General features: G+C 67.8%; 22 protein-coding genes and 2 riboswitches. Of the genes, 5 read left to right on the forward strand and 17 right to left on the reverse strand.

Going from position 1 to position 25,051, the window contains the following annotated elements; genetic code table 11:
- Window positions 1-127: 127 nt before the first annotated feature.
- The 14 genes from pnp to CCR84_RS10675 all read right to left on the reverse strand — a co-directional run bounded on the left by pnp (window position 128) and on the right by CCR84_RS10675 (window position 15,271).
- The gene (gene pnp, locus CCR84_RS10610) at window positions 128-2,239 is read right to left on the reverse strand and encodes a polyribonucleotide nucleotidyltransferase (RefSeq protein WP_201212051.1); all 2,112 of its coding nucleotides are present in this window, start codon (window positions 2,237-2,239) and stop codon (window positions 128-130) included.
- Between the two features lie 164 nt (window positions 2,240-2,403).
- Window positions 2,404-2,673, reverse strand: coding sequence for a 30S ribosomal protein S15 (gene rpsO / locus CCR84_RS10615; protein ID WP_201212053.1), 270 nt, complete (start codon window positions 2,671-2,673; stop codon window positions 2,404-2,406).
- Window positions 2,674-2,798: 125 nt separating this feature from the next.
- A complete protein-coding gene (gene truB, locus CCR84_RS10620) occupies window positions 2,799-3,719 on the reverse strand; it encodes a tRNA pseudouridine(55) synthase TruB (protein WP_201212055.1) in 921 nt (306 codons plus the stop codon).
- Window positions 3,716-4,102 carry a 30S ribosome-binding factor RbfA gene (rbfA, locus tag CCR84_RS10625; protein WP_201212057.1) on the reverse strand — a complete coding sequence of 129 codons (387 nt, stop codon included), beginning with the start codon at window positions 4,100-4,102 and terminating at the stop codon, window positions 3,716-3,718. Before rbfA ends, truB begins: the two co-directional genes overlap by 4 nt.
- Window positions 4,103-7,108: a translation initiation factor IF-2 gene (infB, locus tag CCR84_RS10630; RefSeq protein WP_201212059.1), complete on the reverse strand. Its 3,006-nt coding sequence runs from the start codon at window positions 7,106-7,108 to the stop codon at window positions 4,103-4,105. It abuts the gene before it with no gap.
- A gap of 19 nt (window positions 7,109-7,127) precedes the next feature.
- The gene (gene nusA / locus CCR84_RS10635) at window positions 7,128-8,600 is read right to left on the reverse strand and encodes a transcription termination factor NusA (RefSeq protein ID WP_201212061.1); all 1,473 of its coding nucleotides are present in this window, start codon (window positions 8,598-8,600) and stop codon (window positions 7,128-7,130) included.
- Between the two features lie 44 nt (window positions 8,601-8,644).
- Window positions 8,645-9,085 (reverse strand): ribosome maturation factor RimP, encoded by a 441-nt coding sequence (gene rimP, locus CCR84_RS10640; RefSeq protein WP_201212146.1) that lies wholly within the window; start codon window positions 9,083-9,085, stop codon window positions 8,645-8,647.
- Window positions 9,086-9,315: 230 nt separating this feature from the next.
- Window positions 9,316-10,425: a 23S rRNA pseudouridine(2605) synthase RluB gene (rluB, locus tag CCR84_RS10645; protein WP_201212063.1), complete on the reverse strand. Its 1,110-nt coding sequence runs from the start codon at window positions 10,423-10,425 to the stop codon at window positions 9,316-9,318.
- Window positions 10,415-10,999 (reverse strand): SMC-Scp complex subunit ScpB, encoded by a 585-nt coding sequence (scpB, locus tag CCR84_RS10650; RefSeq protein WP_201212065.1) that lies wholly within the window; start codon window positions 10,997-10,999, stop codon window positions 10,415-10,417. Before scpB ends, rluB begins: the two co-directional genes overlap by 11 nt.
- Window positions 10,980-11,885: a segregation and condensation protein A gene (locus tag CCR84_RS10655; protein WP_242508670.1), complete on the reverse strand. Its 906-nt coding sequence runs from the start codon at window positions 11,883-11,885 to the stop codon at window positions 10,980-10,982. The genes scpB and CCR84_RS10655 overlap by 20 nt, the downstream gene beginning before the upstream one ends.
- Before the next feature lie 24 nt (window positions 11,886-11,909).
- On the reverse strand, window positions 11,910-13,112 hold the full coding sequence (locus CCR84_RS10660; protein WP_201212067.1) for a tryptophan--tRNA ligase: 1,203 nt from the start codon (window positions 13,110-13,112) through the stop codon (window positions 11,910-11,912).
- Window positions 13,113-13,115: 3 nt separating this feature from the next.
- Window positions 13,116-13,778 carry a site-2 protease family protein gene (locus CCR84_RS10665; protein ID WP_201212069.1) on the reverse strand — a complete coding sequence of 221 codons (663 nt, stop codon included), beginning with the start codon at window positions 13,776-13,778 and terminating at the stop codon, window positions 13,116-13,118.
- A 14-nt stretch (window positions 13,779-13,792) separates the two neighbouring features.
- Window positions 13,793-14,419, reverse strand: a complete 627-nt coding sequence (locus CCR84_RS10670) for an L-threonylcarbamoyladenylate synthase (RefSeq protein ID WP_201212071.1) — start codon at window positions 14,417-14,419, stop codon at window positions 13,793-13,795.
- Window positions 14,420-14,428: 9 nt separating this feature from the next.
- Window positions 14,429-15,271, reverse strand: a complete 843-nt coding sequence (locus CCR84_RS10675; RefSeq protein ID WP_201212073.1) for a 3',5'-nucleoside bisphosphate phosphatase — start codon at window positions 15,269-15,271, stop codon at window positions 14,429-14,431.
- Between the two features lie 134 nt (window positions 15,272-15,405).
- A riboswitch (glycine riboswitch) is annotated at window positions 15,406-15,492 on the forward strand.
- A 3-nt stretch (window positions 15,493-15,495) separates the two neighbouring features.
- Window positions 15,496-15,590: riboswitch (glycine riboswitch) on the forward strand.
- A gap of 83 nt (window positions 15,591-15,673) precedes the next feature.
- On the opposite strand from CCR84_RS10675, the gene gcvT reads away from it, so the two are divergent.
- The 5 genes from gcvT to CCR84_RS10700 all read left to right on the forward strand — a co-directional run bounded on the left by gcvT (window position 15,674) and on the right by CCR84_RS10700 (window position 23,034).
- Window positions 15,674-16,750 (forward strand): glycine cleavage system aminomethyltransferase GcvT, encoded by a 1,077-nt coding sequence (gcvT, locus tag CCR84_RS10680; protein WP_201212075.1) that lies wholly within the window; start codon window positions 15,674-15,676, stop codon window positions 16,748-16,750.
- A 142-nt stretch (window positions 16,751-16,892) separates the two neighbouring features.
- Window positions 16,893-17,279, forward strand: coding sequence for a glycine cleavage system protein GcvH (gene gcvH, locus CCR84_RS10685; RefSeq protein ID WP_201212077.1), 387 nt, complete (start codon window positions 16,893-16,895; stop codon window positions 17,277-17,279).
- A gap of 155 nt (window positions 17,280-17,434) precedes the next feature.
- Window positions 17,435-20,308: an aminomethyl-transferring glycine dehydrogenase gene (gene gcvP / locus CCR84_RS10690; protein ID WP_201212079.1), complete on the forward strand. Its 2,874-nt coding sequence runs from the start codon at window positions 17,435-17,437 to the stop codon at window positions 20,306-20,308.
- 116 nt (window positions 20,309-20,424) lie between these two features.
- Window positions 20,425-22,413, forward strand: coding sequence for a sensor domain-containing diguanylate cyclase (locus CCR84_RS10695; protein WP_201212086.1), 1,989 nt, complete (start codon window positions 20,425-20,427; stop codon window positions 22,411-22,413).
- A gap of 123 nt (window positions 22,414-22,536) precedes the next feature.
- The gene (locus CCR84_RS10700) at window positions 22,537-23,034 is read left to right on the forward strand and encodes a glutathione peroxidase (protein WP_420825393.1); all 498 of its coding nucleotides are present in this window, start codon (window positions 22,537-22,539) and stop codon (window positions 23,032-23,034) included.
- A gap of 54 nt (window positions 23,035-23,088) precedes the next feature.
- On the opposite strand, the gene CCR84_RS10705 is transcribed toward CCR84_RS10700, so the two are convergent.
- The 3 genes from CCR84_RS10705 to CCR84_RS10715 are packed head-to-tail and all read right to left on the reverse strand — an operon-like array spanning window position 23,089 to window position 25,050.
- The gene (locus CCR84_RS10705; RefSeq protein ID WP_201212090.1) at window positions 23,089-23,865 is read right to left on the reverse strand and encodes an energy-coupling factor ABC transporter ATP-binding protein; all 777 of its coding nucleotides are present in this window, start codon (window positions 23,863-23,865) and stop codon (window positions 23,089-23,091) included.
- Window positions 23,858-24,421: a hypothetical protein gene (locus CCR84_RS10710; protein ID WP_201212092.1), complete on the reverse strand. Its 564-nt coding sequence runs from the start codon at window positions 24,419-24,421 to the stop codon at window positions 23,858-23,860. Before CCR84_RS10710 ends, CCR84_RS10705 begins: the two co-directional genes overlap by 8 nt.
- Window positions 24,406-25,050 carry an energy-coupling factor ABC transporter permease gene (locus CCR84_RS10715; RefSeq protein WP_201212094.1) on the reverse strand — a complete coding sequence of 215 codons (645 nt, stop codon included), beginning with the start codon at window positions 25,048-25,050 and terminating at the stop codon, window positions 24,406-24,408. Before CCR84_RS10715 ends, CCR84_RS10710 begins: the two co-directional genes overlap by 16 nt.
- Window position 25,051 lies beyond the last annotated feature (1 nt).

Below are 25,051 nucleotides of genomic sequence, written 5' to 3' on the forward strand. Positions count from 1 at the left end.
TCGCCTCGCTTAAAATATTATGTCACTACAAAACGATTTCGGCGACCACCCCTAGCAACCATGCGGGTTTGCGGGGTGTCACCCCCCGAAAATCGGCAAAATCGGGGGGATAGCTGTTAAACCCGGGTTAAGCCTTCGCTGCTGCGGCAGCTTCCTCGGCAGCCAGCGCCTTCATCGACAGACGCACACGGCCCTTCTCATCGGCTTCTAGGACCTTGACGCGAACCTTCTGGCCTTCCTTCAGGTAGTCGGAAACCTGGTTCACTCGCTCGTTGGCGATCTGGGAGATGTGCAGCAGACCGTCGCGGCCCGGCAGGATGCTGACGATGGCGCCGAAGTCGAGCAGCTTCAAGACGGTGCCCTCGTAGGCCTTGCCCACTTCGACGTCGGCGGTGATCGCCTCGATGCGCTTCTTCGCCGCATCGGCGGCTTCACCGCTGACCGAAGCGATGGTGATGGTGCCGTCGTCCTGGATGTCGATCGTCGTCCCGGTTTCCTCGGTGATCGCACGGATCACCGCACCGCCCTTGCCGATCACGTCGCGGATCTTCTCGGGGTTGATCTTCATCGTGTACAGGCGCGGTGCGTAGGTCGACACTTCCTCGCGGTGGCCGGACATCGATTCCTGCATCTTGCCGAGGATGTGCAGACGCGCGTCCTTGGCCTGCGCCAGCGCGACCTGCATGATCTCCTTGGTGATGCCCTGGATCTTGATGTCCATCTGCAGCGCGGTGACGCCAGCGTCGGTACCGGCGACCTTGAAGTCCATGTCGCCCAGGTGATCCTCGTCACCGAGGATGTCGGTCAGCACGGCGAAGCGGTTGCCTTCCTTGATCAGGCCCATGGCGATGCCGGCGACGTGCGCCTTCAGCGGAACGCCCGCGTCCATCAGCGCCAGCGAACCGCCGCAGACCGACGCCATCGAGCTCGAGCCGTTCGATTCGGTGATCTCGGAGACGACGCGCATCGTGTACGAGAAGTCCTCGGCCTTCGGCAGCACGGCGACCAGCGCGCGCTTGGCCAGGCGACCATGACCGATCTCGCGACGCTTCGGCGAACCGACGCGACCGCACTCGCCGGTGGCGTAGGGAGGCATGTTGTAGTGCAGCATGAAGCGTTCGCGGTACTCGCCGGCGAGCGCGTCGATGATCTGCTCGTCGCGACCGGTGCCGAGCGTGGCGACGACCAGCGCCTGCGTCTCGCCGCGTGTGAACAGCGCCGAGCCGTGCGCACGCGGCAGCACGCCGGAGCGGATCGCGATCGGGCGGACGGTGCGCGTGTCGCGGCCGTCGATGCGCGGCTCGCCGGAGAGGATGCGGCCACGGACGATCTTCGCCTCGAGCTCGAAGAACAGGTTCTTCACCGTGTTCGCGTCGGGCGCATCGTCACCGGCGGTCAGGACCTCGACCGCGTAGGCGGCGATTTCCTTGACGCGCTGGCTGCGCGTCTGCTTGCTGGTGATGTTGTAGGCTTCCTGCAGTTCGGCGTCGCACAGCTCGTGCAGACGCGCGATCAGCGCTTCGTTGCGCGCCGGCGGGGCCCAGTCCCATTCCGGCTTGCCGGCTTCCTCGACGAGGTCGTTGATCGCGTCGATCGCGGCCTGCATCTGCGTGTGACCGAAGACGACGGCGCCGAGCATCGTTTCCTCGGACAGTTCCTTGGCTTCCGATTCGACCATCAGCACGGCCGACGCGGTACCGGCGACGACGAGGTCGAGCGCGCTGTTCTTCAGCTGCGAGAGGGTCGGGTTGAGTACGTACTGGCCGTCGATGTAGCCGACGCGCGCGGCACCGATCGGGCCGTTGAACGGGATACCCGAGATCGCCAGCGCGGCGGAAGCGCCGATCAGCGCCGGGATGTCCGGGTCGATTTCGGGGTTCAGCGACATCACCGTCGCGACCACCTGGACTTCGTTGTAGAAGCCGTCCGGGAAGAGCGGACGCAGCGGACGGTCGATCAGGCGCGAGGTCAGCGTTTCCTTCTCCGAAGGACGGCCTTCGCGCTTGAAGAAGCCACCGGGGATCTTGCCGGCAGCGTAGGTCTTTTCGACGTAATCGACGGTCAGCGGGAAGAAGTCCTGACCCGGCTTGGCTTGACGGGCGCCGACGACGGTGACCAGCACCACCGTGTCTTCGACCGACACCATGACGGCCCCACCGGCCTGGCGGGAGATTTCACCGGTTTCGAGCGTGACCTGATGGGCACCGTAGGTGAAGGTTTTCTTGGCGACGTTAAACATTGTTTCCTCTCTCAATAATTTGGCGCGCGCGCACCCACGACACCGGTACGCTTATCGACGAACGAGCCAATAACAAAAACGACGACAGCGGCTCAGCCCGGAAGGCTGGCCGCTGTCGTCGATGCGATGCATCTGCAATCGCGACCGCAAAGCGGAAGGCTATCTTACTTGCGCAGGCCCAGACGCTCGATCAGCGTGCGGTAAGCTTGCGCGTCGGTGCTCTTCAGGTAGTCGAGCAGCTTGCGACGACGGCTCACCATGCGCAGCAGACCGCGGCGCGAGTGGTGATCCTTGACGTGTTCCTTGAAGTGACCGGTCAGGTCATTGATGCGGGCGGTGAGCAGTGCCACCTGGACTTCGGGGGAACCCGTGTCACCGGCAGCACGCTGGAAATCGGCTACGATTTGCGCTCTTTGCGCGACGTTGATCGCCATTGTTCAAACTCTCTTTCGTGAAAAGACGCAGCCCCGGTTTGATAGAGCCCGCGCCGGATGGATAAATTGATGAGCTCGCTTGGCGAAGCGAGCTAGCGATTATAGCGCAAACAGGCCGATATTTCTCATGTCGTTCCCGCCATCAGTCGCTTCGGCTGGACGATACCGTCGGGCTGGCCCACGCCTAGCCCGAGCAGGCGGCCGTCGGCATAGACGCGACAGCGGCCCGGCTGCGCGGCGGCACGCACCGCGCCGCCCTGCACGAAGCGGGCGGCCGCAGCAGCGGACAGTTCGAGCGCCGGCAGCGACTGCAGCAGCGCGTCGGGCGGCGCCAGACGCGCGAGCCGGGCGGCGTCCTCGAGCGCACCGAGCTCTGCGAGCGTCGTCGCCGCGGCGACGGCAAGTCCGGCGATTTCGGTGCGGCGCAGCGCGGTCAGGTGCGCTCCGCAGCCGAGCGCCTCGCCGATGTCCTCGGCGAGCGTGCGGATGTAGGTGCCCTTGCTCACCTTCGCGCGCAAGCGGCACGAAGGATGCCCGCCGGCGAGGTCCACGGCAAGCAGCTCGAGTTCGTGGATCACCACGGCGCGCGGCGCGCGTTCGACCTCGATGCCCTGGCGGGCGAGTTCGTAGAGCGGACGCCCGTCGCGCTTCAAGGCCGAATACATCGGCGGCACCTGGGTGATCGGACCGCGGAAACAGGCGAGCACGTGCTCGAGATCGTCGGCGGCAAAGGTGACCGACCGCTCCTCGATCACCTGCCCTTCGGCGTCACCAGTATCGGTGCGCTGGCCGAAGCGCAGTTCGGCCTCGTAGGTCTTGTCGGCGTCGAAGAGGTCGGCAGAAAATTTGGTCGCTTCGCCGAAGCAGAGCGGCAGGAGGCCGGTGGCGAGCGGGTCGAGCGTTCCCGTATGCCCGGCCTTGGCCGCCTGAAACAGGCGCCGCGCCGCCTGCAGCGCGGCGTTCGACGTCATTCCGGCAGGCTTGTCGAGCAGCAGGACGCCGTCGACCCGACGCCAGCGCCGCCTGGCGGCTGCTTCTCCGCTCAAGATGCGTCGTCGGCAGGCGTCTGATCGGAGATCGCGACCGCCTCCTGGATCAGCTTCGAGAGGTCGGCGCCGCGTTCGAGCGAACGATCATGGACGAAGTGCAGCTGCGGCGTCGTATGCACGCGCACGCGCCGGAACAGCTCGCGGCGCAGGAAACCCGCCGCCGTATCCAGACCCTTCTGCACCGCCGGCTGGTGTTCGCCATCGGCAAGCGTGCTGTAAAAGACCTTGGCGTGGGCATAGTCCGGCGTCAGCTCGACGCCGGTGATGCTGACCATGCCGACACGCGGGTCCTTCACTTCGCTGCGGATCAGCTCCGCAACTTCACGCCGGATCTGCTCGGCAACCCGGTCCTTGCGGGAAAAACTCTTGTTGGCCGTCACTTAGAGGGTCCGCGCAATTTCCTGGATTTCATACACTTCGAGCTGGTCGCCTTCCTTGATGTCGTTGTTGTTCTTCAGCTGCAGACCGCACTCGTAGTTGGACTTGACTTCCTTGACGTCGTCCTTGAAGCGCTTGAGCGATTCGAGTTCGCCGTCCCACTGCACGACATGGTTGCGCAGCAGGCGGACGCGCGAGTTGCGCTTGATCATGCCGTCGAGCACGTAGCAGCCGGCGATCGTGCCGACGCGCGAGATAACGAACACCTGACGCACCTCGACCAGACCGATGACGGCCTCGCGCTTCTCCGGTGCCAGCATGCCCGACAGTGCCGCCTTCACCTCATCGACCGCATCGTAGATGATGTTGTAGTAGCGGATATCGACGCCGAAGCTCTCGGCGGTCTTGCGCGCACCCGAGTCGGCACGCGTGTTGAAGCCGATGATGACCGCCTTCGAGGCCTGCGCCAGGTTGACATCGGACTCGCTGATCGCGCCGACGCCGGCGTGGATGATGTTGACGCGGACTTCGTCGGTGGACAGCTTCTGCAGCGACTGCACCAAGGCTTCCTGCGAGCCCTGGACGTCGGCCTTGACGATCAGCGCCAGCGACTTCACCTCGCCCTCGCCCATCTGCTCGAACATCGTCTCCAGCTTGGCAGCCTGCTGGCGCGCCAGCTTCACGTCGCGGAACTTGCCCTGACGGAACAGCGCGATTTCGCGCGCCTTGCGCTCGTCGCCGAGCACCAGCGCTTCTTCGCCCGCCCCCGGGACGTCCGAGAGGCCGAGGATCTCGACCGGGATCGACGGACCCGCCTGCTTGATCGACTTGCCGGTCTCGTCGAGCATCGCGCGGATGCGGCCGAAGACCTGACCGGCGAGCAGCACGTCGCCCTGGCGCAGCGTGCCCGACTGGACCAGCATCGTCGCCACCGGGCCGCGCCCCTTGTCGAGCCGCGCTTCGATGATCAGACCCTTGGCCGGTGCTTCGACCGGCGCCTTCAGTTCGAGGATTTCCGCCTGCAGCAGCAGGTTCTCGAGCAGTTCGTCGATACCGGCACCGGTCTTCGCGGAGACGCCGATGAACGGTGAATCGCCACCGTATTCCTCGGGAACGACCTGCTCGGCGACCAGTTCCTGCTTGACGCGATCGGGGTTGGCATCCGGCTTGTCGATCTTGGTGATGGCGACGACGATCGGGACGCCGGCCGCCTTCGCGTGGTGGATGGCCTCGCGCGTCTGCGGCATCACGCCGTCGTCGGCGGCGACCACCAGGATGACGATGTCGGTGGCCTTGGCACCGCGCGCACGCATCGCCGTGAACGCCTCGTGACCCGGGGTGTCGAGGAAGGTGACCATGCCGCGCTCGGTACGCACGTGGTAGGCACCGATGTGCTGGGTGATGCCCCCCGCTTCGCCGCTGGCGACGCGGGTACGGCGGATGTAGTCTAGCAGCGAGGTCTTGCCGTGGTCGACGTGACCCATGACCGTGACCACCGGCGCGCGCGCTTCGTGCGCAACGTCGGCTGCCGTCTCGCCGGCCTCGCCGAGGAAGGCATCGGGATCGTCGAGCTTGGCGGCGAAGGCCTTGTGCCCCATCTCCTCGACGAGGATCATCGCCGTTTCCTGATCGAGGACCTGGTTGATGGTCACCATCGAGCCCATCTTCATCAGCGCCTTGATCAGTTCGGTCGCCTTAACCGACATCTTGTGCGCCAGATCGGCGACCGAGATCGTCTCGGGGACATGCACTTCGCGCACGACTGGTTCGGTCGGCGCCTGGAAGGTCGAGGTCTCTTCCTCGCCGCGTCCGCCGCGCTTGCCGTGACGGGCCGCGTCACGCCAGCCGGTACCCCCGGTGGCGCCACGCGTCTTCAGGCCGCCACGCTTGCCGGCACCTTCGCCCTTCCAGCCGCCACCCTTCTTGTCGGCGGCAGCGCCCTTCTTCTCACCCTCGCCGGCGCGTGCCGGACGAGCCGCCGGCTTCTCCTCGGCGGGACGCTCGGTCGCGGTCTTGGTGGCGACCTGCTTGGCCGCCTCGGCCGCCTTGGCGGCGACCGCCTTCTCCTCGGCATCGCGCTTCAGGCGCGCGAGCTCGGCAGCGCGTGCCTGCTTTTCCTGGAACTCGCGTTCCTGGCGCGCACGCAGTTCGGCACTGCGCCGTTCTTCCTCGGCGCGCAGGCGCTGCTGCTCCTCGCCGATGATCTGTGCGCGCGAGACGACGGTGCGCACGACGCGCGTGACGGGGGCAGCGCCCGGCGCGGCGCCGGGGGCGGCCGGCCGTTCGCCGGGACGTCCTTGCCCGGGGCGAGCCTGACCGGCGGGACCACGGGCACCCTGGGGTCCGGACCGCGACGGCTGCTGGCGCGGCGCAGCCGGCCGGCCGGCGCCCTGGGGCGCGGGTCGGCCTGCGGCAGGAGCAGAAGGGGTTGCCGGGGCAGCCGCAGCAGCCGGGCTGACCGGTGGCTCGACGACGGGAGCCGGCGCAGCAACCGGAGCGGGCGCCGGGGCTTCCGCCACGGGTGCGACCGGCTCCTGCGCCACCGGGATCTCGGGAACGACGGGGGCCGGAGCTGCAACTTCGGGCACCGGCGTCGGCACCACCGCAGCCTCAGCAGCAGGCTGCGGCAGCTCAGGCGCAGGCGCCACCGGGACCGCCTCGGCGGCCGTGGGCACGGCAGTCTCCTGCGCTTCAACCGTTGCACCGGGCAGATCGCGCTTGACGAGCACGCGCTTCTTGCGCACCTCGACCTGAACCGTGCGCGCCTTGCCGCTGGCATCCTGCGCGCGGATCTCGGAAGTCTCCTTGCGCGTCAGCGTGATCTTCGTCTTGGCCTGCGCTTCGCCGTGCGAGCGACGCAGGTACTCCAGCAGACGATTCTTGTCCAGCTCGGAAAGCACGTCTTCCGGCTTGGCCTTGACGACACCGGCGCGGCGTAACTGTTCGAGAAGCGAGCCGGCAGGCATCTTCAGGTCGTCGGCAAATTGGGCAACGGTTGATTGCGCCATCTCAGTTCCTCTTCTTCCCTTATTCGAACCAATGCGCACGCGCGGCAGTGATCACCTGCTTGGCACGATCTGCATCGATTTCCGCGAGTTCGATCAACTCATCGACCGCCAGGTCGGCGAGGTCGTCGCGGTTTTTCACTCCGGCGGCAGCGAGCTTCGCTGCCAGCGCTTTGTCCATGCCATCGAGGGACAGCAGGTCGTCGGCAACCTCCTCGAGTTTTTCCTCGGTGGCGATCGCCTCGGTGAGCAGCACGTTGCGCGCACGTTCGCGCAGTTCCTGCACGACCTTTTCGTCGAAAGCCTCGATCTCGAGCATCTCCGACAGCGGCACGTAGGCGACTTCCTCGAGCGTCGAGAACCCTTCCTCGATCAGGATGTTGGCGACATCCTCATCGACATCGAGCTTCTCCATGAAGAGGACGCGCGTGGCAGCAGTCTCGGCTTCGGCGCGCGTCTTCGACTCTTCCTCGGTCATCAGGTTGATCGTCCAGCCGGTCAGCTCGGAAGCGAGACGGACGTTCTGACCGCCGCGACCGATCGCGATGGCGAGGTTGTCGTCATCGACGACGACGTCCATGCTGTGCTTTTCCTCGTCGACCACGATCGAGCTCACTTCGGCCGGCGCCAGCGCACCGATCACCGACTGCGCCGGATCGGGCGACCAGAGGATGATGTCGACGCGCTCGCCGGCGAGTTCGTTGGTCACCGCGGTGACGCGGCTGCCACGCATGCCGACACAGGTGCCGATCGGATCGATGCGCGGGTCGTTGGACTTGACCGAAATCTTGGCGCGAACACCGGGGTCGCGGGCCGCCGCCTTGATTTCGAGCAGGCCATCGTCAACTTCCGGCACTTCGAGTTCGAAGAGCTTGATGATGAATTCGGGCGCCGTGCGCGACAGGATCAGTTGCGGGCCGCGCGGCGTGCGGTCGATGCGCAGCAGGTAGGCCTTGACGCGGTCGCCGACGCGCAGATTCTCGCGCGGGATCATCTGGTCGCGCGGCAGCAGGGCTTCCATCTTGCCGGCCTCGATGATCGCCGAACCGCGCTCCATGCGCTTGATCGTCCCGGTGACGAGGAACTCCTTGCGCGCCAGGAAATCGGCGAGGATCTGCTCGCGCTCGGCATCGCGGATCTTCTGCAGGATCACCTGCTTGGCCGCCTGCGCGCCGATGCGACCGAAGTCGATCGGTTCGAGCGCCTGCTCGAGGTAGTCACCGGGCTCGACCTCGCCATCCTGCTCGCGAGCTTCGGACAGCGGCACCTGCAGCGCCTCGTTCTCGAACTCCTCGTCGGCCACCACCAGCCAGCGCCGGAAGCTGTCGAAGTCGCCGGTATCGCGATCGATGGCAACGCGCACGTCGGCCTCGTCGTGGATACGCTTCTTCGTCGCCGACGCGAGCGCGAGCTCGAGCGCACCGAAGACGATATCGCGGGTGACGTTCTTTTCTCTGGCCAGCGCATCCACCAGCAGCAAAATTTCGCGGCTCATTGTCCTAATTTCTCCTCGTCCTGCCTGCTCGTCGAATCCATGCGCTAATCGAACTTCGGCACCAGCCGAGCCTTATCGACGTTATCCAGATCGATCTCGGTTTCCACGGCGTCGACCTGCAGGCGTATTTTGCCGTCCTGCAGACCGAGCAGGACGCCATTGAAATTGCGCCGACCGGCCACCGGCAGCCGCAGCCGCAGGGTCACTTCGGAGCCGGCGAAGCGTTCGAAATCTGCCTGACGCTTGAGCAGACGATCGAGGCCGGGCGAAGACACCTCCAGACGGTCATAGTCGATGTTCTCGACCATCAGCACGCGCGAAAGCTGGTTGCTGACCAGCGCGCAATCCTCGACGTCAACGCCACCCGGCTTGTCCTGCTTGTCGATGAACAGGCGCAACACGCGCGCGCGCGGGCTCTGCTCCAGATCGACCAGTTCGAAACCGAGGCCGACGACCGTCTTTTCTATGAGTTCGTGCAAATCCATCGCCACAAATAAAAAATGGGCGAAACGCCCATCCCCAAAAAAACTGCTCCTGACAGAAGCGTCAGCGGAAGATTCGCGATTATAGCGGCAAATCAAGGCGGCGTAAATCGCGGCAGCGGGCGAGCGCCCGCCTGCCGTCCCGCGGCGCGCACCGGCCTTGCCCGGCAATGCAGCCGGGGAAGCAGCCGGGAAAGCGCGGACGGGCCGAGGCCCGCCCCATGCACACGCGCTCAGCGTTGCGGCATCCGGCGCTTCTGGCGATCCGCGGCCATCTCGCCGAGATCGAAATCGACGAGGAGCTTCTGCACCTCGGCGGGATCGAGTTCGCGCACCTGGCCACGACGCAGCCCCGGCGGCAGCGGGAACGGGCCGTAGCGGACGCGCATGAGGCGGCTGACGACGACGCCGACGCTCTCGAACATGCGGCGCACCTCGCGATTGCGCCCCTCGAACAGCGAGACGCGATACCAGTGGTTGGCGCCCTGCCCGCCCGCATCCTCGAACGAGGCGAACTGCGCCGGCCCGTCCTCGAGCTCGACGCCTTCGAGCAGGCGCTTCTTGGCTTCGTCGGAGATTTCGCCGAGGACGCGCACCGCGTACTCGCGCACAAGGTTGTAGCGCGGGTGCATCAGGCGGTTCGCGAGTTCGCCCGAGGTCGTGAACAGCAGGAGACCGCTGGTGTTGAAGTCGAGCCGGCCGACCGCGACCCAGCGTCCGCCGCTCATGCGCGGCAGCGCGTTGAAGACGCTCGGGCGGCGATCGGGGTCGTCGCGCGAGACGATCTCGCCTTCGGGCTTGTGATAGAGGATCACGCGCGGCAGCCGGTTGGAGAACTTGAGCTGCACCAGGCGACCGTTCACCTTGACGCGCTCGCCGGGACTGACCAACTGCCCGATTTCGGCGGTCTTGCCGTTCACGCTGACGCGGCCTTCGCCGATCAACACTTCCATCTCGCGCCGCGAGCCGATCCCGCTCTGCGCGAGGAGCTTGTGCAGACGCTCGGGCTTGCCGGGTGCTTCCTGATGCCTGCCGCGCTTCGAAGGATCGTGCCGCGGCAGCGGCGCGCGCCTGGGCGCCGGCACTTCGCTGGCAGCAAAATCGTCGCCGAGGAGCGGCTCGTCACGCCCGGGATCATGGGCCGGACGCTGCTCGCGCACCTTCGGCCCCGCCCTGCCGGCGCCGCGTGCGGACGACGCGGCCTTGGCCGGCGGGGAACGCCGGGCGGGCTCACCCGGAAAGCGTTCGTCGGCGGCACGGCGCTCGCCGCGTCTTGGCGGATTTGACTGGGGTGCGGAGGCAGGCCGCGGCTTGCGCGGAGGTTTGGCGGAATCAGCGGACATCGGGTTCTTCCAGTGCGGAGGTGATCTGTTCAAGGGGCGGCAACTCGGAGAGGCTGCGCAGGCCGAGGTCGTCGAGGAACTTGCGGGTGGTGGCGAGCAGCGCCGGCCGCCCGGGCGTATCGCGGTGACCGACGACGTCGACCCAGCCCCGCTCCTCGAGCGAGCGTATCACCTGCGTGGCGACGGTGACACCGCGGATTTCCTCGATGTCGCCACGTGTCACCGGTTGCCGGTAGGCGATGATGGCCAGCGTCTCGAGCACGGCGCGCGAATATTTCGGCGGTTTCTCGGGGTTGAGACGCTCGAGATAGGGCAGGTACTCGGCGCGCGTGCGGAAACGCCAGCCGCTGGCCAGCGGCAGCAACTCGACCGGCCGCCCGGCTGCGGCGTAGTCCTGGCGCAGCTCGTCGAGCAGCACACGCAGCAGATCGCTGCCGATCGCATCGTCGAACAGCTTTCTCAGCTCGGCGATCGGCAGCGGCGCCGACGCCGACAGCAGCGCGGCTTCGAGGATCCGCTTCGTCTCGTCGAGCGGCGGCAGCCCGCTGCCCGGATCAGGAACTTGCCCGGCCATCGGCCAACCTCACGTAGATCGGTGCGAAAGTCTCGGCCTGCGTCAGTTCGAGCAGCTGCTCGCGCGCGAGTTCGAGCATCGCCAGGAAATGCACGACCAGGATGCGCGGACCGAGATCGGGATCGAAGAGCTCGAGGAAGGCGACGAAGCCGCCCGACTCCTGCAGACGGCGCAGGATCAGCGCCATGTGCTCGCGCACCGAGAGCTCCTCGCGCTGCACGCGATGGTGCCGCGACAGCCGCGCCTGGCGCAACAGCCCGACCCAGGCCGCGCGCAGGTCGTCCGGATTGACCGTCGGCAGGCGCTTCTCGATGGTCCGGTCGACCAGGGTTTCGACCCAGAGGAAATCGCGCTCGGCCTGCGGCAGCGCGTTGATCTCCCAGGCGGCGAGCTTCATCTGCTCGTATTCGATCAGCCGGCGCACCAGTTCGGCGCGCGGATCCTCGACGTCCTCCTCGCTCGCCGCCGGCGGACGCGGCAGCAGCATGCGCGACTTGATCTCGATCAGCATCGCCGCCATCACCAGGTAGTCGGCGGCGAGCTCGAGGTTGTGGATGCGCATCGCCTCGACGTATTCGAGGTACTGGCGCGTCAGCGGCGCCATCGGAATGTCGAGCACATTCACGTTGGCCTTGCGGATCAGGTAGAGCAGGAGGTCGAGCGGCCCCTCGAAGGCGTCGAGCATCACCGCCAGCGCATCCGGCGGGATGTAGAGGTCGAGCGGCAGCTGCGTCATCGGCTGGCCGTAGATGCGGGCCAAAGGCGGCGCCAGCGGCACGGCCTCGGCCGCGTCGACCGCACCTGCGGCGGGCGCAGCCGGCGCGGCCGGCCCGACCGCTACTCCGGCCTGCGCATCGACCGTCTCCTCGGCCAGCATCTCAGTCATTGGAAAAACGCGGGGACTTCGCCATCAACGGTAGTCGAGCCCCATCGCCGCGCGCACGTCGTGCATGGTCTCCTGCGCCAGCACGCGCGCACGCTCGTTGCCGGCGGCGATGATCTTGCGCACCAGCGAGCGATCCTCGAGGTACATCCTGGCGCGTTCGCGCATCGGCGCCTGCTCCTTGAGGATGGCGTCGATCACCGGCTGCTTGCAGTCGAGGCAGCCGATGCCGGCGCTGCGACAGCCCTGCTGCACCCAGTCGCGGCAGCCTGCGTCCGAGTAGACCTCGTGCAGTTGCCAGACCGGGCAGCGCTCGGGGTCGCCCGCGTCGCTGCGGCGGACGCGTGCCGGGTCGGTCGGCATGCGCCGTACCTTCTGCGTCACCGAAGCCTCGTCCTCGCGCAGCGTGATCGTGTTGCCGTAGGACTTCGACATCTTCTGCCCGTCGAGGCCGGGCATCTTCGACGCTTCGGTCAGGAGGTAGCCGGGCTCGACCAGGATCATCTTGCCGGTGCCCTCGAGGTAGCCGAGCACGCGCTCGCGGTCCTCGTGCGAGAGGCTCGGCGCCTCGGCAATCAGCGCCTGCGCGCGCGCGACGGCCTCGCCGTCGCCGCGCTCCTGGAAGGCACGGCGCAGTTCCTCGAAGGAACGCGCCTTCTTGCTGCCGAGCTTCTTCACCGCCTCGCGCGCCTTGTCCTCGAAGCCGGGCTCGCGGCCGTACATGTGGTTGAAGCGGCGCGCCAGCTCGCGCGTGAATTCGACGTGCGGGATCTGGTCCTCGCCGACCGGCACCTTGTCGGCGCGGTAGATCAGGATGTCGGCGCTCATCAGGAGCGGGTAGCCGAGGAAGCCGTAGGTGGTCAGATCCTTGTGCGACAGCTTTTCCTGCTGGTCCTTGTAGGTCGGCACGCGTTCGAGCCAGCCGAGCGGCGTCATCATCGACAGGAGGAGGTGCAGTTCGGCGTGCTCGGGAACCATCGACTGGATGAAGATCGAGGCCTTCTCCGGGTCGACGCCGGCGGCGAGCCAGTCGATCACCATCTCGATCGCCGAATTCTCGATCCCGCGCGGATCGTCGTACTGCGTCGTCAGCGCGTGCCAGTCGGCGACGAAGAAGAGACAGGGGTACTCGTCCTGCAGCTTGACCCAGTTCTTCAATACCCCGTGGTAGTGGCCGAGGTGCAGGCTGCCCGTCGGGCGCATTCCGGAAAGGACTCGTTCTGCGTACATGGTTCAGTTCAGTTGGAAGAGGAAGATGATCAGGTTCTTGAACAGCGCGACGAAGGGCCACAGGATCGTGCCGAGGATGCCGGTGAACAGCAGCACGAGCAGGATCGGAAAGCCCCAGCGCTCGAGCTGCGCGAACTGCATCGCCTGGCGCATCGGCAACAGGCTGACCGCGATGCGACCACCGTCGAGCGGCGGCAGCGGCAGGAGGTTGAGCACCATCAGCACGAGGTTGATCTCGATCCCGGTGACGCTCATCTTCGCGAGCGGCAGCGTGTACAGGTTGGGCGGCAGCCACTCGGCCAGCTTGAACAGCGCGGCCCAGCCGAGCGCCATCGCAAAATTCGCCAGCGGACCTGCGGCAGCCACCCACAGCATGTCGCGCTTGGGATTGCGCAGGCGGCCGAAACTGACCGGCACCGGCTTCGCCCAGCCGAACAACAGCGCGCTGCCGGCGGCAAAGTAGCTCGTGACGAGGATGATGGCGGGCACCAGCAGCGTCCCGACCGGGTCGATGTGGCGCAGCGGATTGAGCGTGATGCGCCCGGCCTGCCAGGCTGTCGGGTCGCCGAAATGGCGCGCCGCGTAACCGTGCGCGGCTTCGTGCAGGGTAATGGCGAAGATCACCGGCAGGGCAGCGATGCAGATCGTCTGCACCAGGTTTTCCATTGCCCGGATCCTCCTCAGTCGAAGCCGAACGGCGCCAGTGCGCCGCGCCCGGCGCGCAGCAGCAAGGGCGCCGGACCGGTCAGGTCGACGACCGTGGTCGGCTCGGTCCCGCAGTGGCCGCCCTCGATGATCAGTTCCACCTGGTCGTCGAGCCGGTCCTGGATCTCCCAGGCCTCGGTCAGAGGCGCTTCGTCACCCGGCAGCTGCAGGGTCGAGCTCAGGAGCGGCTCGCCGAGCAGGTCGAGCAGGTCGCGCACGATGCGGCTGTCGGGGATGCGCAGGCCGATGGTCTTGCGCTTCGGGTGTAGCACGCGCCGCGGCAATTCCCTGGTCCCCTCGAGGATGAACACGTAGCTGCCCGGGGTCGTCGCCTTGAGCAGGCGGTACTGCGTGTTATCGACGCGGGCGAACTGGGCGATCTGCGACAGGTCGCGGCACATCAGGGTCATGTGATGGCGCTCGTCGAGCCCGCGTAGCGCGCGGATGCGCTCGACCGCCTCCTTGTTGCCGAGCATGCAGCCCAGGGCGTAGCACGAGTCGGTCGGCAGCGCGATGACGCCACCGTCGCGCAGGATCGCGGCGGCGCGCTGCAACAGGCGCGGCTGCGGGTCTTCGGGATGGATCGACAGGTACAGTGCCATGGCGGCCGCTCAGAACGCGGTCCACACCGGCGTCAGTCCGTCGGGCAGCGACGCGACCTTGCCCAGGTCGACGAAACTTTCGCCGGGACCGTGGAAATCGGAGCCGCGCGAGGCGAGGAAATCGAACTCGCGCGCAAGCCGGCCGAGGACGCCGACCTGCTCCGGCGTGTGGCCGCCGGAAACGACCTCGATCGCGCGCCCGCCGCGGTCCTTGAATTCGCCGAGCAGGCGGCGCAGGTCGCGGGCAGAAAACTTGTAACGACCAGGATGCGCAACGACGGCGACGCCGCCGGCACCGTGGATCCAGTCGAGCGCGTCGCCCAGCGTCGGCCAGCGATGCTCGACGTAGCCCGGCAATCCGGGCTTGAGGTAGGCGTCGAAGACGCTGCGCACGTCGCGGCAGATGCCGATCTCGACCAGGTAGCGCGCGAAGTGCGCGCGGCTGACCAGGTTGGGATCGTGGGCGTAGGCCAGCGCGCCTTCGAAGGCGCCGCGGATGCCGACGCGCTCGAGGTCGGCTGCCATCCGCCGCGCGCGCTCGATCCGTCCGGAGCGGATCCCGGCGAGCCCGGTAGCGAGCGCCGCGTCGTTGGCAGCGAACGCCAGGCCGACGATATGGACCTGCCCGCCTTCCCACTCGATCGACACCTCGACGCCATTGACGAAACCCATGCCGCAGGCGTCGGCAGCAGCGCGCGCCTCGGCCAGACCCGCGATGTTGTCGTGGTCGGTCAGCGCGAGCACGTCCACGCCGTTGGCGGACGCCCGGCGAGCGACCTCGGCGGGGGGCAGCAACCCGTCCGATTCGTTCGAATGACAGTGGAGATCGACGTTGAGCACGAGCGAGGACATGCGCCTGAAGACAATCGGGCATGATAGCACAGCCGCGCCGGCTTCCCGCCCTTGCGCGCCGGGCAGGCCCCTGCCGCAGCGCCACAGCCGGCCTGCATTTTCTTGCCGCCGATGCGGATGGCTTGCTATAGTTCTGCCCGCGAATGGGAGAGCGCGGTCAAGCCGCCGCCGAAGGCGCAATCCACCCGAAAACGCTCAGGCAAACGGACCGTTCGTGCAAGGAACTCTGGAGAGCGGCGCTCGCCTGATCGAGCGCCCACCGATGGGGCAACGCGCTGCCTGCCGGCGGCGCGGTAATCTCTCAGGTACAAGGACAGGGGGGTGAATCCGCAGGGGTTCGCCCCTTTTTTCTTTTGCGCAAGCGCTGGACTCCGCCCGCCGGATTCCCGGCAAGGAACTGACATGACGAAAGAAACTGTCCTCAACGCAGTGCATCGGGCGAGTGGCGCCAAGATGGTCGACTTCGGCGGCTGGGACATGCCGGTCAACTACGGCTCGCAGATCGACGAACACCACAAGGTGCGCCGGGATGCGGGAATGTTCGACGTCTCGCACATGTGCGCCGTCGACCTCGCCGGCGAAGGCTGCCGCGCCTACCTCGCGCGCCTGATCGCCAACGACATCGGCAAGCTCAAGCAGCAGGGCAAGGCGCTTTACAGCGCCATGCTGAACGAGTCGGGCGGCGTCATCGACGACCTGATCGTCTATTACCTCGACGACACCCACTACCGCATGGTCATCAACGCGGGCACCGCCGACAAGGACCTCGCGTGGATGAACGCCTGCCGCGAGGCCTGGGGCTCGGCAGTCAGCATCACGCCGCGCCGCGACCTGGCGATGATCGCGGTGCAGGGACCGCAGGCGCGGCAGAAGACCCTCGCTGCCTTCCACGAACTGGCGGCGGCAGCCGAGCTGAAGCCCTTCTTCGGCGTGCAGATCGGCGACGTCTTCGTCGCCAGCACCGGCTACACCGGCGAGGACGGCTTCGAGATCGCGCTGCCGGCCGAACGCGCCGCCGCCGCCTGGAACGCGCTCGTCGCTGCCGGCGTCGCCCCCTGCGGCCTCGGCGCGCGCGACACGCTGCGCCTCGAAGCGGGAATGAACCTCTACGGACAGGACATGGACGAGAACGTCTCGCCGCTCGACGCCGGTCTCGGCTGGACCGTCGATCTCGCCGGCGAGCGCGACTTCGTCGGCCGCGCGGCACTGCTCGCGCAGGGCCAGCGCCAGCAGTTCCTCGGCCTCGTGCTCGAAGACCGCGGCGTGCTGCGCGCACACCAGAAGGTCTTCTGCGCGGCCGGCGAAGGCGAGATCACCAGCGGCACCTTCTCGCCGACGCTCGAGCGCTCGATCGCGCTGGCGCGACTGCCGCTGGGCGTCGCCCTCGGTGAGACGGTCGAGGTCGACATCCGCGGCAAGCGCCTGGCCGCGCGCGTCGTCAAGCCGGTGTTCGCGCGCAAGGGCAAGTCGCTGATCTGATCGCTGCTCTGTTCGATGCGGCCGGCCCCCCCCCCCCGGCTGCGTGCGAGCTTCAGCACCACTAGAATGTTTTCATGCCTGCCTTGCTCCTGCAGGCAGGCCCCACAGGCTCCTTCCAAACTCAGCCAAACCGGAGAAACACATGTCCGCCAACCCCAGCAACCTCAAGTACACCAAGAGCCACGAATGGGTCCGCGTCGAAGCCGACGGCACGCTCACCGTCGGCATCACCGACCACGCGCAGGAAGCGCTCGGCGACCTCGTCTTCATCGAACTGCCGGCCGTCGGCAAGGAACTCACTGCCGGCACCGAAGCCGCCGTCGTCGAGTCGGTGAAGGCCGCCGCCGACGTCTACGCACCGGTCAGCGGCGTCGTCTGCGCCGTCAACAGCGCCGTCGTCGATGCGCCGGAGTCGCTCAACGCTGACGCCTGGAGCGCCTGGCTGTTCAAGCTGCAGCCTGCCGACGCGGCCGCGGTCGACGCGCTGCTCGACGCCGACGCCTACCAGCAGGTCGTCGACGCCGCCTGAGCGTCGCCCCTCCATAGCTCCGCGCCAGCCCCGCAGCTTCCCGGCCGGCGCGCAGCCCCCAGTCTCCCGCCAGGCGGGACGGGGTCATCGGCCCCGCCCGCGCCGGACGCTTCCCGCCCGTCACACCCCCGCCATTCTTGCGCCAGGAAAACGCCATGACCGCCAGCGTCTCGCTCGCTGCCCTCGCCCCCAACGACGAATTCGTCACCCGCCACATCGCACCCGACGCCGGTGAGACCGCCGCCATGCTCGCCGCGGTCGGCGCCGAAAGCCTCGACGCGCTGATCGCCGAGACCGTTCCCGCCGCCATCCGCCTGCCGCAGCCGCTGGCGCTGCCGGCAGCGCGCGCCGAACACGTCGCGCTCGCCGACCTCAAGGCGCTGGCCGCGCAGAACCGCGTCAACAAGTCGCTGATCGGGATGGGCTACGCCGACACGCTGACGCCCAAGGTGATCCTGCGCAACGTGCTCGAGAACCCCGGCTGGTACACCGCCTACACGCCCTACCAGGCCGAAGTCGCGCAGGGTCGCCTGGAAGCGCTGCTCAACTACGAGCAGATGGTGATTGACCTGACCGGGCTCGAACTCGCCAACGCTTCGTTGCTCGATGAGGCCACCGCCGCCGCCGAGGCGATGACGATGGCACGGCGCGTCTCGAAGTCGTCGTCGAACGTCTTCTTCGTCGATGCCGACTGCTTCCCGCAGACGATCGACGTGGTCAGGACGCGCGCCGCCTACTTCGGCTTCGAGCTCGTCTTCGGCACGCCCGACCAGGCGGTCGGCATGGAACTCTTCGGCGCGATCTTCCAGTACCCGAACGACCGCGGCGAAATCGCCGATCTGTCGGCACCGATCGCCGCAGTCAAGGAGAAGGGCGGTGTCGTCGCCGTGGCCAGCGACCTGATGGCGCTGACGCTCCTGAAGTCGCCCGGCGAGATGGGTGCCGACATCGCCTTCGGTTCCTCGCAGCGCTTCGGCGTCCCGCTCGGCTTCGGCGGTCCGCACGCCGCGTTCTTCGCCACCTGCGACGCGCACAAGCGCGCAGTCCCCGGCCGCATCATCGGCGTCTCGGTCGACGCGCGCGGCAAGCAGGCGCTGCGCATGGCGCTGCAGACGCGCGAGCAGCACATCCGCCGCGAGAAGGCGAACTCGAACATCTGCACTTCGCAGGTGCTGCTCGCCAACATGGCCGGCCTCTACGCCGTCTATCATGGCCCCGAGGGCCTGCGCCGCATCGCCACGCGCATCCACCGCCTGGCGGCGATCCTGGCCACGGGGCTGCGCGCCGCCGGCGTCTCCGTGCCGACCCGTCAGTATTTCGACACGATCCGCGTCGAACTCGGTGAACGCACCGAGGCCGTCTACGCGGCGGCGATCGAAGCCGGCTACAACCTGCGTCGCGTCGATGCGTCGACGCTCGGCATCGCGATCAACGAGAAGACGACGGCCGCGGATGTCGCCACGCTCATCGAAATCATCGGCGGCAGCCGGGCCGACCTCGCCGCGCTCGACGCGGCGCTGCAGGCTGCCGACGAGTCGCTGCCCGCCGAACTGCTGCGCAGCGACGCGATCCTCACGCACCCGGTGTTCAACACGCACCACGCCGAGCACGAGATGCTGCGCTACCTGAAGCGCCTGCAGAACCGCGACCTCGCGCTCGACCACTCGATGATCGCGCTCGGCTCGTGCACGATGAAGCTCAACGCCACGAGCGAGATGATCCCGATCACCTGGCCCGAATTCACCGACATCCACCCGTTTGCGCCGCTCGACCAGGCGCCGGGCTACCTCGAGATGATCCGCCAGCTCGAACAGTGGCTGGCGGCGATCACCGGCTTCGACGCGGTGAGCATGCAGCCGAACTCGGGCGCGCAGGGCGAGTACGCGGGCCTCGTCGCCATCCAGCGCTACCACGCCAGCCGCGGCGACGATCAGCGCAGCATCTGCCTGATCCCGAAGTCGGCACACGGCACCAACCCGGCGAGCGCGCACATGTGCGGCATGCAGGTCGTCGTCGTCGATTGCGACGAGAACGGCAACGTCGATGTCGCGGACCTGCGCGCCAAGGCGGACGCCGCCGGCGCGCGCCTCTCCTGCCTGATGATCACCTACCCGTCGACGCATGGCGTGTTCGAGGAATCGGTGCGCGAACTGTGCGACATCGTGCATGGCCACGGCGGCCAGGTCTACCTCGACGGCGCCAACCTCAACGCGCAGGTCGGACTCACCTCGCCCGGCTTCATCGGCGCCGACGTCAGCCACATCAACCTGCACAAGACCTTCGCCATCCCTCACGGCGGCGGCGGACCGGGCATGGGGCCGATCGGCGTGCGCGCGCACCTCGCGCCCTTCCTCTCCAGCCACGTCGTGCAGCCGGTCCCCGGGCGCAGCGCCGGCCAGGGTGCGGTCTCGGCGGCGCCGTGGGGTTCGGCGTCGATCCTGCCGATCTCGTGGATGTACATCGCGATGATGGGCGGTGCCGGCCTCACGCGCGCGAGTTCGATGGCGATCCTCAACGCCAACTACGTCGCCACCCGCCTCGCCCCGCACTACCCCGTGCTGTACACGGGCAGCCAAGGCCGCGTCGCGCACGAATGCATCGTCGACCTCCGCCCGCTCAAGGCGGAGACCGGCATCAGCGAGACCGACATCGCCAAGCGGCTGATGGACTACGGTTTCCACGCGCCGACGGTGAGCTTCCCGGTTGCCGGCACGCTGATGATCGAGCCGACCGAGTCGGAGCCGAAGTGCGAGCTCGACCGCTTCATCGACGCGCTGATCGCGATCCGCGCCGAGATCGACAAGGTCGCCACCGGCGTCTGGCCGGCCGACGACAACCCGCTGAAGCGCGCGCCGCACACGCAGGCCGACCTCGCCGATGCCGAGTGGAATCGCCCCTACAGCCGCGAGGAAGCCGTCTTCCCGCTGCCCTGGGTGCGCGACAACAAGTTCTGGCCGAGCGTAAACCGGATCGACGACGTGTACGGCGACCGGCACCTGTTCTGCTCGTGCCCGCCGGTCGACGCCTGAGCGCCCGGGGGCGCCGCCCGGTGCCCCCGCTTTTGGCATAAACTGGCGCCGTGCCGCCAGCACGGATCGGGCGAGCGCGACTTCCATCAGCACGGACCGACGGAACGGATCCACCGATGCACACGCCCCCTGCGCCGCCCGGAACGGCAGCGGACAACGCTGCCGGCGCCCGTACGCCTGGCGCGACGATCAGGACTTGGCGCAGCGATCCGATCCGTCGGCAGCTGCTGCTGGTCGCGGCCTTCCTGTTCGCCTTGATCGTCGCCTTCACCGGCTTCTTCTCCTATCGCGAATGGCTCGCCTCGCGCGACCGGGCAGCGGTGGCGACCTTCAACCTCGTCAGGCTCCTCGAACGACAGGTCCACGATTCGCTGTCGAAGGTGGACGTTGCCGTGCGCGCGGCCGCTCTCGAGATCGAGCCCGTTCTGGCGAGCGACGGGCACGCCGCCGCGGCGCGCATCAGCAGCTTCCTGCTGCGCCAGAGCGAACTGCTTCCGGAAATCATCGCCTTGCGCGCGACCGACGCCAACGGCGTGCTCGGCGACGGCTTCGGACTGCCCGCCGGTGAAAACGATTCGGTCGCCGAGCGCGAGTATTTTCGGCAACTGAAGGCGCATCCGGAGAGCGCTTCGATCGTCTTCGGGCCGCTGCGGGCAAAGCTCAGCCAGCGCTGGGTGATCGGCATCGCGCACCCGCTGCGCGCGGCGGATGGAGAATTCGCCGGCGTACTCATCGCCGCGATCCCGGTCGACGAGCTCCAGCGCCAGCTCGACGTGCTCGAGCTCGGCCAGGCGGGGGCGGCGACGCTGCGCATGGCCGACATGGCGCTGGTTGCCCGTGCCAGCGCGACCAGGGGGCCGCTTCCGCTCGGCAGCCGCAAGGTCTCGGCCGAACTGCAGGCAGCGATCGCCGCGCACCCGGAGGGCGGCAGCTACATCGCGGCGACAGCGATCGACGGGATCGAGCGCATCAACACCTACCTACGCGTCGCCGACTATCCGCTATACGTGCTCGTCGGCATGGCCACCGGCGACTTCAAGTCGGAATGGGCAAGCCAGGTGGCGATCGTCTTCGCGCTCGGCTTGCTCGCGATCGGCGCCACCGCGCTCGGCGCGCGCTCGATCGGCACGCTGCGCGCACAGGAATTCGACGCGCGCCTCGGCGAAGCAAGGCGCACCGCCGAGCTCCTGCGCGCGCAGGAAGCGCGGCTCCAGCTCGCCGCCAGCGTGTTCACCCATGCGCACGAGGCGATCATCATCACCGACGCCGAGGGCAGGATCGTCGAGGTCAACGAGGCCTTCAGCGAACTGACCGGCTATGCGCGCGCGGAGGTCGTCGGCCAGAATCCGCGCCTGCTGAAGTCGGGGCGCCAGTCGGCCACCTTCTATGCATCGATGTGGGAGAACCTAAGCCGGCGCGGCTACTGGTCCGGCGACCTGTGGGACCGACGGAAGGACGGCAGCCTGTTTGCGGCGCAGAGCACCATCAGCGCGGTGCGCGGCGAGGACGGACGCGTGCAGAACTACGTGGCGCTGTTCTCCGACATCACCGAGAGCAAGAACCACCAGCAGCAACTCGAACACGTCGCCCATCACGACAGCCTGACGGGGCTGCCCAACCGCGTGCTGCTCGGTGATCGTCTGCAGCAGGCGATCACCATCGCCAGGCGGCAGCGGCAAGGTCTGGCGGTCGCCTTCCTCGACCTCGACGGCTTCAAGGCGATCAACGACACGCACGGTCACGACGTCGGCGACGCGCTGCTGGTCGCGGTCGCCGCCAGGATGAAGGCGACGCTGCGCGAATGCGACACGCTGGCGCGGATCGGTGGCGACGAGTTCGTCGCCGTCCTCGGCGAGCTGAGCGAGGCCGCGCAGCTGAGGCCGGTCCTTGAGCGTCTGCTCGACGCCGCGCGCCAGCCGCTCGCCATCGATGGTCTGTCGCTGCAGGTGTCGGCGAGCATCGGCGTCGCCCTCTACCCCGACGACGGCAGCGAGCCCGACCTGCTGCTGCGCTGCGCCGACCAGGCGATGTACCGCGCCAAGCAGGCCGGACGCAATCGTTTCTGCGCGGCGATGGCCATCTCGGCGGAGCACGACGAGCGCTGAAGCGCGCCTGCGGCGAACGATTCGCCGCGGCGGCTGGTCAGAAGCAGGTCGATCGCCGCGTGTGCCGACCTTTTCCAATACTTTCCCAGACTTTACGAACGTTTACGTCCACTTTTCCGGGAGATGCCGATGCCTGCAACCCAATCCGCCCTCTACGCCCTGTCCGCAGAACGCCTCGACGGCAGCACGCAGTCGCTCGCCGACTATGCGGGAAAAGTCCTGCTGATTGTAAATACCGCCAGCCGCTGCGGCTTCACGCCGCAATACGCCGGTCTCGAAGCGCTCTACCGGCGCTACCGGGAACGCGGCCTGGTCGTGCTCGGCTTCCCGTGCAACCAGTTCGGCGCGCAGGAGCCGGGCAGCGAGGTCGAGATCGGCGCCTTCTGCGAGAAGAACTACGGCGTCAGCTTCCCGATGTTCGCCAAGATCGAGGTCAATGGCGAGAACACGCACCCGCTCTTCCGCCTGCTCAAGCAGGAGGCGCCGGGCCTGCTCGGCAGCCAGTCGATCAAGTGGAACTTCACCAAGTTCCTCGTCGACCGTCAGGGTCGTGTCGTCAGCCGCGCCGCGCCGGCGACCTCGCCGGATGCACTCGCTGCCGAAATCGAGCAACTGCTCTGAGCACGACGGGGACGGCATGCTTGATTCGGACGGATCAAGCATGCCGTCCCTCGATTACTGCCAGTCGTGCACATGGACGTGCGCGTGCTCCTTGCCGGCGTGGCGATGCGCGTGGCGGTGTGCAAGGCCAGCGCGTTCGAGCAGGGGCAGGTTCGAGAGCACCGCCGGCAGCGGGCCGTCGAAGAGGAGGCGGCCGTCGCTGCCGAGGAGGAGGCAGCGTTCGCCGAGTTCGGCGGCCAGCGACAGGTTGTGCGTGGCGACGACCAGGGTCTTGCCCGAGTCGAGCAGCGTGTCGATCAGCCAGCCGACCGTCGCCGGGTCGAGGCTCGCCGAGGGTTCGTCGAGGAGCAGCCAGTCGGGGTCGAGGGTGAGCAGGCTGGCCAGCGCCACCTTCTGCTTCTGCCCACCGGAGAGCTGGAAGGGCGGCTTGTCGAGCAAGGGCTCCAGCGCCAGTTGCCGGGCCCAGCAGGCGACGCGTCGATCGACATCGTCGAGCCCCAGTTGCCGCGGACCGTAGGCCAGCTCGTCGCGCACGCTCGGGTTGAACAGCATCGCTTCCGGGTGCTGGAAGAGGAGGACGCAGGCGCGGCGGAAGGCGAGCGCATTGCCCGGCCGGCGCAGCCAGGAACGGCTGAGCCGCTCGCCCTGCCAGCGCAGCTCGCCCGAAGCGGGTTCGATCAGGCCGTTCATCAGCTTCAACAGCGTCGACTTGCCGCAGCCGTTGGTGCCGAGCAGGACCACCTTCTCGCCGGGCCGGATCGAGAACGAGAGTTCGCTGAGGAGATTCGGCTCGCCGGGCCAGGCAAAGCCGACCCTGCACAACTCAATCATCGAAGGCTCCGCGCGAACGCATCGCCAGCGCCGACTCGCTCGCGGCAGCGACCGACTTGTCCAGCAGGTGCTGCGCCTGTGCCGCCGCGTGCAGCGCCTGCGCGCGACGACCCGGCCGGCGCAGGTTGCGGCTGGCGAAGGCCAGCCGGAAGTCGCGCAGGACGCGCGTGAAGGTCTGCATCTGGCCGATCGTCAGCGTCAGCAGCAGGCACAGCAGCGGGAAGCCGGCCAGCGCGGCGAGCAGATCGGTCGTGGCGATGAACCAGAAGCCGAGGTAGACGAGCAGGCAGCTGCGCAGATTGGCGAGCAGCAGCCAGTCGCCGCTGACCTTCCCCTGCCACAGGCTCAGCGCCAGGTAGCCCAGGCTGACGCAGAGGTTGAAGGCGAGCATCGCGAACAGGGTCTTCTGCAGCAGCCGCCAACGCCGGCGTCCGGAAAGGGCGAGCGCGCCGCAGAGGAGCAGCGCCAGCGGCAGCGGCTGATGGACGAAGGTGATGCCGACCACCGCGCCGAGATAGAGCAGCAGGCGGCGGCGCGGCGTCAGGGAGTCGGCCATCGGCGCGCCTTCGCGTAACGGAAAACGAGGACGGTGACGACCGCCTCGCCGACGCCGATCAGCGCGTGCGGGACGAGCACCGCCGGCAGCGTCAGTGCAAGGCCGAAGGGGAAGAACAGGGGCGAGCCGTCGGGGCGCTGCGCGATCGCCGGCTGGATCCCGAGCACCAGCGCGACGACGAGCCCCGAGACGACCACCGACAGCCAGGCGGCGAGCGCAACCGAAACAGTTTCCCCCATGCCTGCGCAGAGGCGTCGTGCGCCGACGGCGGCGAGCGCGCCGCACAGGCCGATCGCCAGCGCATTGACCGGAAGCGCGGTGATGCCGCCGGCGCCGAAGAGCAGCGCCTGCAGCAGCAGGACGAGGCTGCAGGCGAGGAAAGCCTGACGCACGCCGAACACCAGCGCCAGGATGGCGACGCCGAGCGCGTGTCCGGAAGTGCCGCCCGGGATCGGTACCATGACGAGGCCGAGCGCGTAGGCCAGCGCCGTCGCCATCGCCAGGCGTGGCACCGTCGTCTCGTCGAGGGACGCACGCAGGCCGCGCGCCGCCCAGGCCCAGGCGAGTGCGGCCAGCCCCCAGGCAGGCAGGTAGGTTTGCGGCGAGAGGAAACCGTCGGGAATGTGCATC

Source organism: Rhodocyclus purpureus, from assembly GCF_016653115.1.
Taxonomy (GTDB): Bacteria; Pseudomonadota; Gammaproteobacteria; order Burkholderiales; family Rhodocyclaceae; genus Rhodocyclus; species Rhodocyclus purpureus.

What these genes read in the sequence shown, in the direction of transcription:
- pnp (WP_201212051.1), bottom strand. Translation starts at nt 2,239, where the DNA reads ATGTTTAACGTCGCCAAGAAAACCTTCACCTACGGTGCCCATCAGGTC.
- rpsO (WP_201212053.1), bottom strand. Translation starts at nt 2,673, where the DNA reads ATGGCGATCAACGTCGCGCAAAGAGCGCAAATCGTAGCCGATTTCCAG.
- infB (WP_201212059.1), bottom strand. Translation starts at nt 7,108, where the DNA reads ATGGCGCAATCAACCGTTGCCCAATTTGCCGACGACCTGAAGATGCCT.
- nusA (WP_201212061.1), bottom strand. Translation starts at nt 8,600, where the DNA reads ATGAGCCGCGAAATTTTGCTGCTGGTGGATGCGCTGGCCAGAGAAAAG.
- rimP (WP_201212146.1), bottom strand. Translation starts at nt 9,085, where the DNA reads ATGGATTTGCACGAACTCATAGAAAAGACGGTCGTCGGCCTCGGTTTC.
- rluB (WP_201212063.1), bottom strand. Translation starts at nt 10,425, where the DNA reads ATGTCCGCTGATTCCGCCAAACCTCCGCGCAAGCCGCGGCCTGCCTCC.
- scpB (WP_201212065.1), bottom strand. Translation starts at nt 10,999, where the DNA reads ATGGCCGGGCAAGTTCCTGATCCGGGCAGCGGGCTGCCGCCGCTCGAC.
- CCR84_RS10655 (WP_242508670.1), bottom strand. Translation starts at nt 11,885, where the DNA reads ATGACTGAGATGCTGGCCGAGGAGACGGTCGATGCGCAGGCCGGAGTA.
- CCR84_RS10660 (WP_201212067.1), bottom strand. Translation starts at nt 13,112, where the DNA reads ATGTACGCAGAACGAGTCCTTTCCGGAATGCGCCCGACGGGCAGCCTG.
- CCR84_RS10665 (WP_201212069.1), bottom strand. Translation starts at nt 13,778, where the DNA reads ATGGAAAACCTGGTGCAGACGATCTGCATCGCTGCCCTGCCGGTGATC.
- CCR84_RS10670 (WP_201212071.1), bottom strand. Translation starts at nt 14,419, where the DNA reads ATGGCACTGTACCTGTCGATCCATCCCGAAGACCCGCAGCCGCGCCTG.
- CCR84_RS10675 (WP_201212073.1), bottom strand. Translation starts at nt 15,271, where the DNA reads ATGTCCTCGCTCGTGCTCAACGTCGATCTCCACTGTCATTCGAACGAA.
- gcvT (WP_201212075.1), top strand. Translation starts at nt 15,674, where the DNA reads ATGACGAAAGAAACTGTCCTCAACGCAGTGCATCGGGCGAGTGGCGCC.
- gcvH (WP_201212077.1), top strand. Translation starts at nt 16,893, where the DNA reads ATGTCCGCCAACCCCAGCAACCTCAAGTACACCAAGAGCCACGAATGG.
- gcvP (WP_201212079.1), top strand. Translation starts at nt 17,435, where the DNA reads ATGACCGCCAGCGTCTCGCTCGCTGCCCTCGCCCCCAACGACGAATTC.
- CCR84_RS10695 (WP_201212086.1), top strand. Translation starts at nt 20,425, where the DNA reads ATGCACACGCCCCCTGCGCCGCCCGGAACGGCAGCGGACAACGCTGCC.
- CCR84_RS10700 (WP_420825393.1), top strand. Translation starts at nt 22,537, where the DNA reads ATGCCGATGCCTGCAACCCAATCCGCCCTCTACGCCCTGTCCGCAGAA.
- CCR84_RS10705 (WP_201212090.1), bottom strand. Translation starts at nt 23,865, where the DNA reads ATGATTGAGTTGTGCAGGGTCGGCTTTGCCTGGCCCGGCGAGCCGAAT.
- CCR84_RS10710 (WP_201212092.1), bottom strand. Translation starts at nt 24,421, where the DNA reads ATGGCCGACTCCCTGACGCCGCGCCGCCGCCTGCTGCTCTATCTCGGC.
- CCR84_RS10715 (WP_201212094.1), bottom strand. Translation starts at nt 25,050, where the DNA reads ATGCACATTCCCGACGGTTTCCTCTCGCCGCAAACCTACCTGCCTGCC.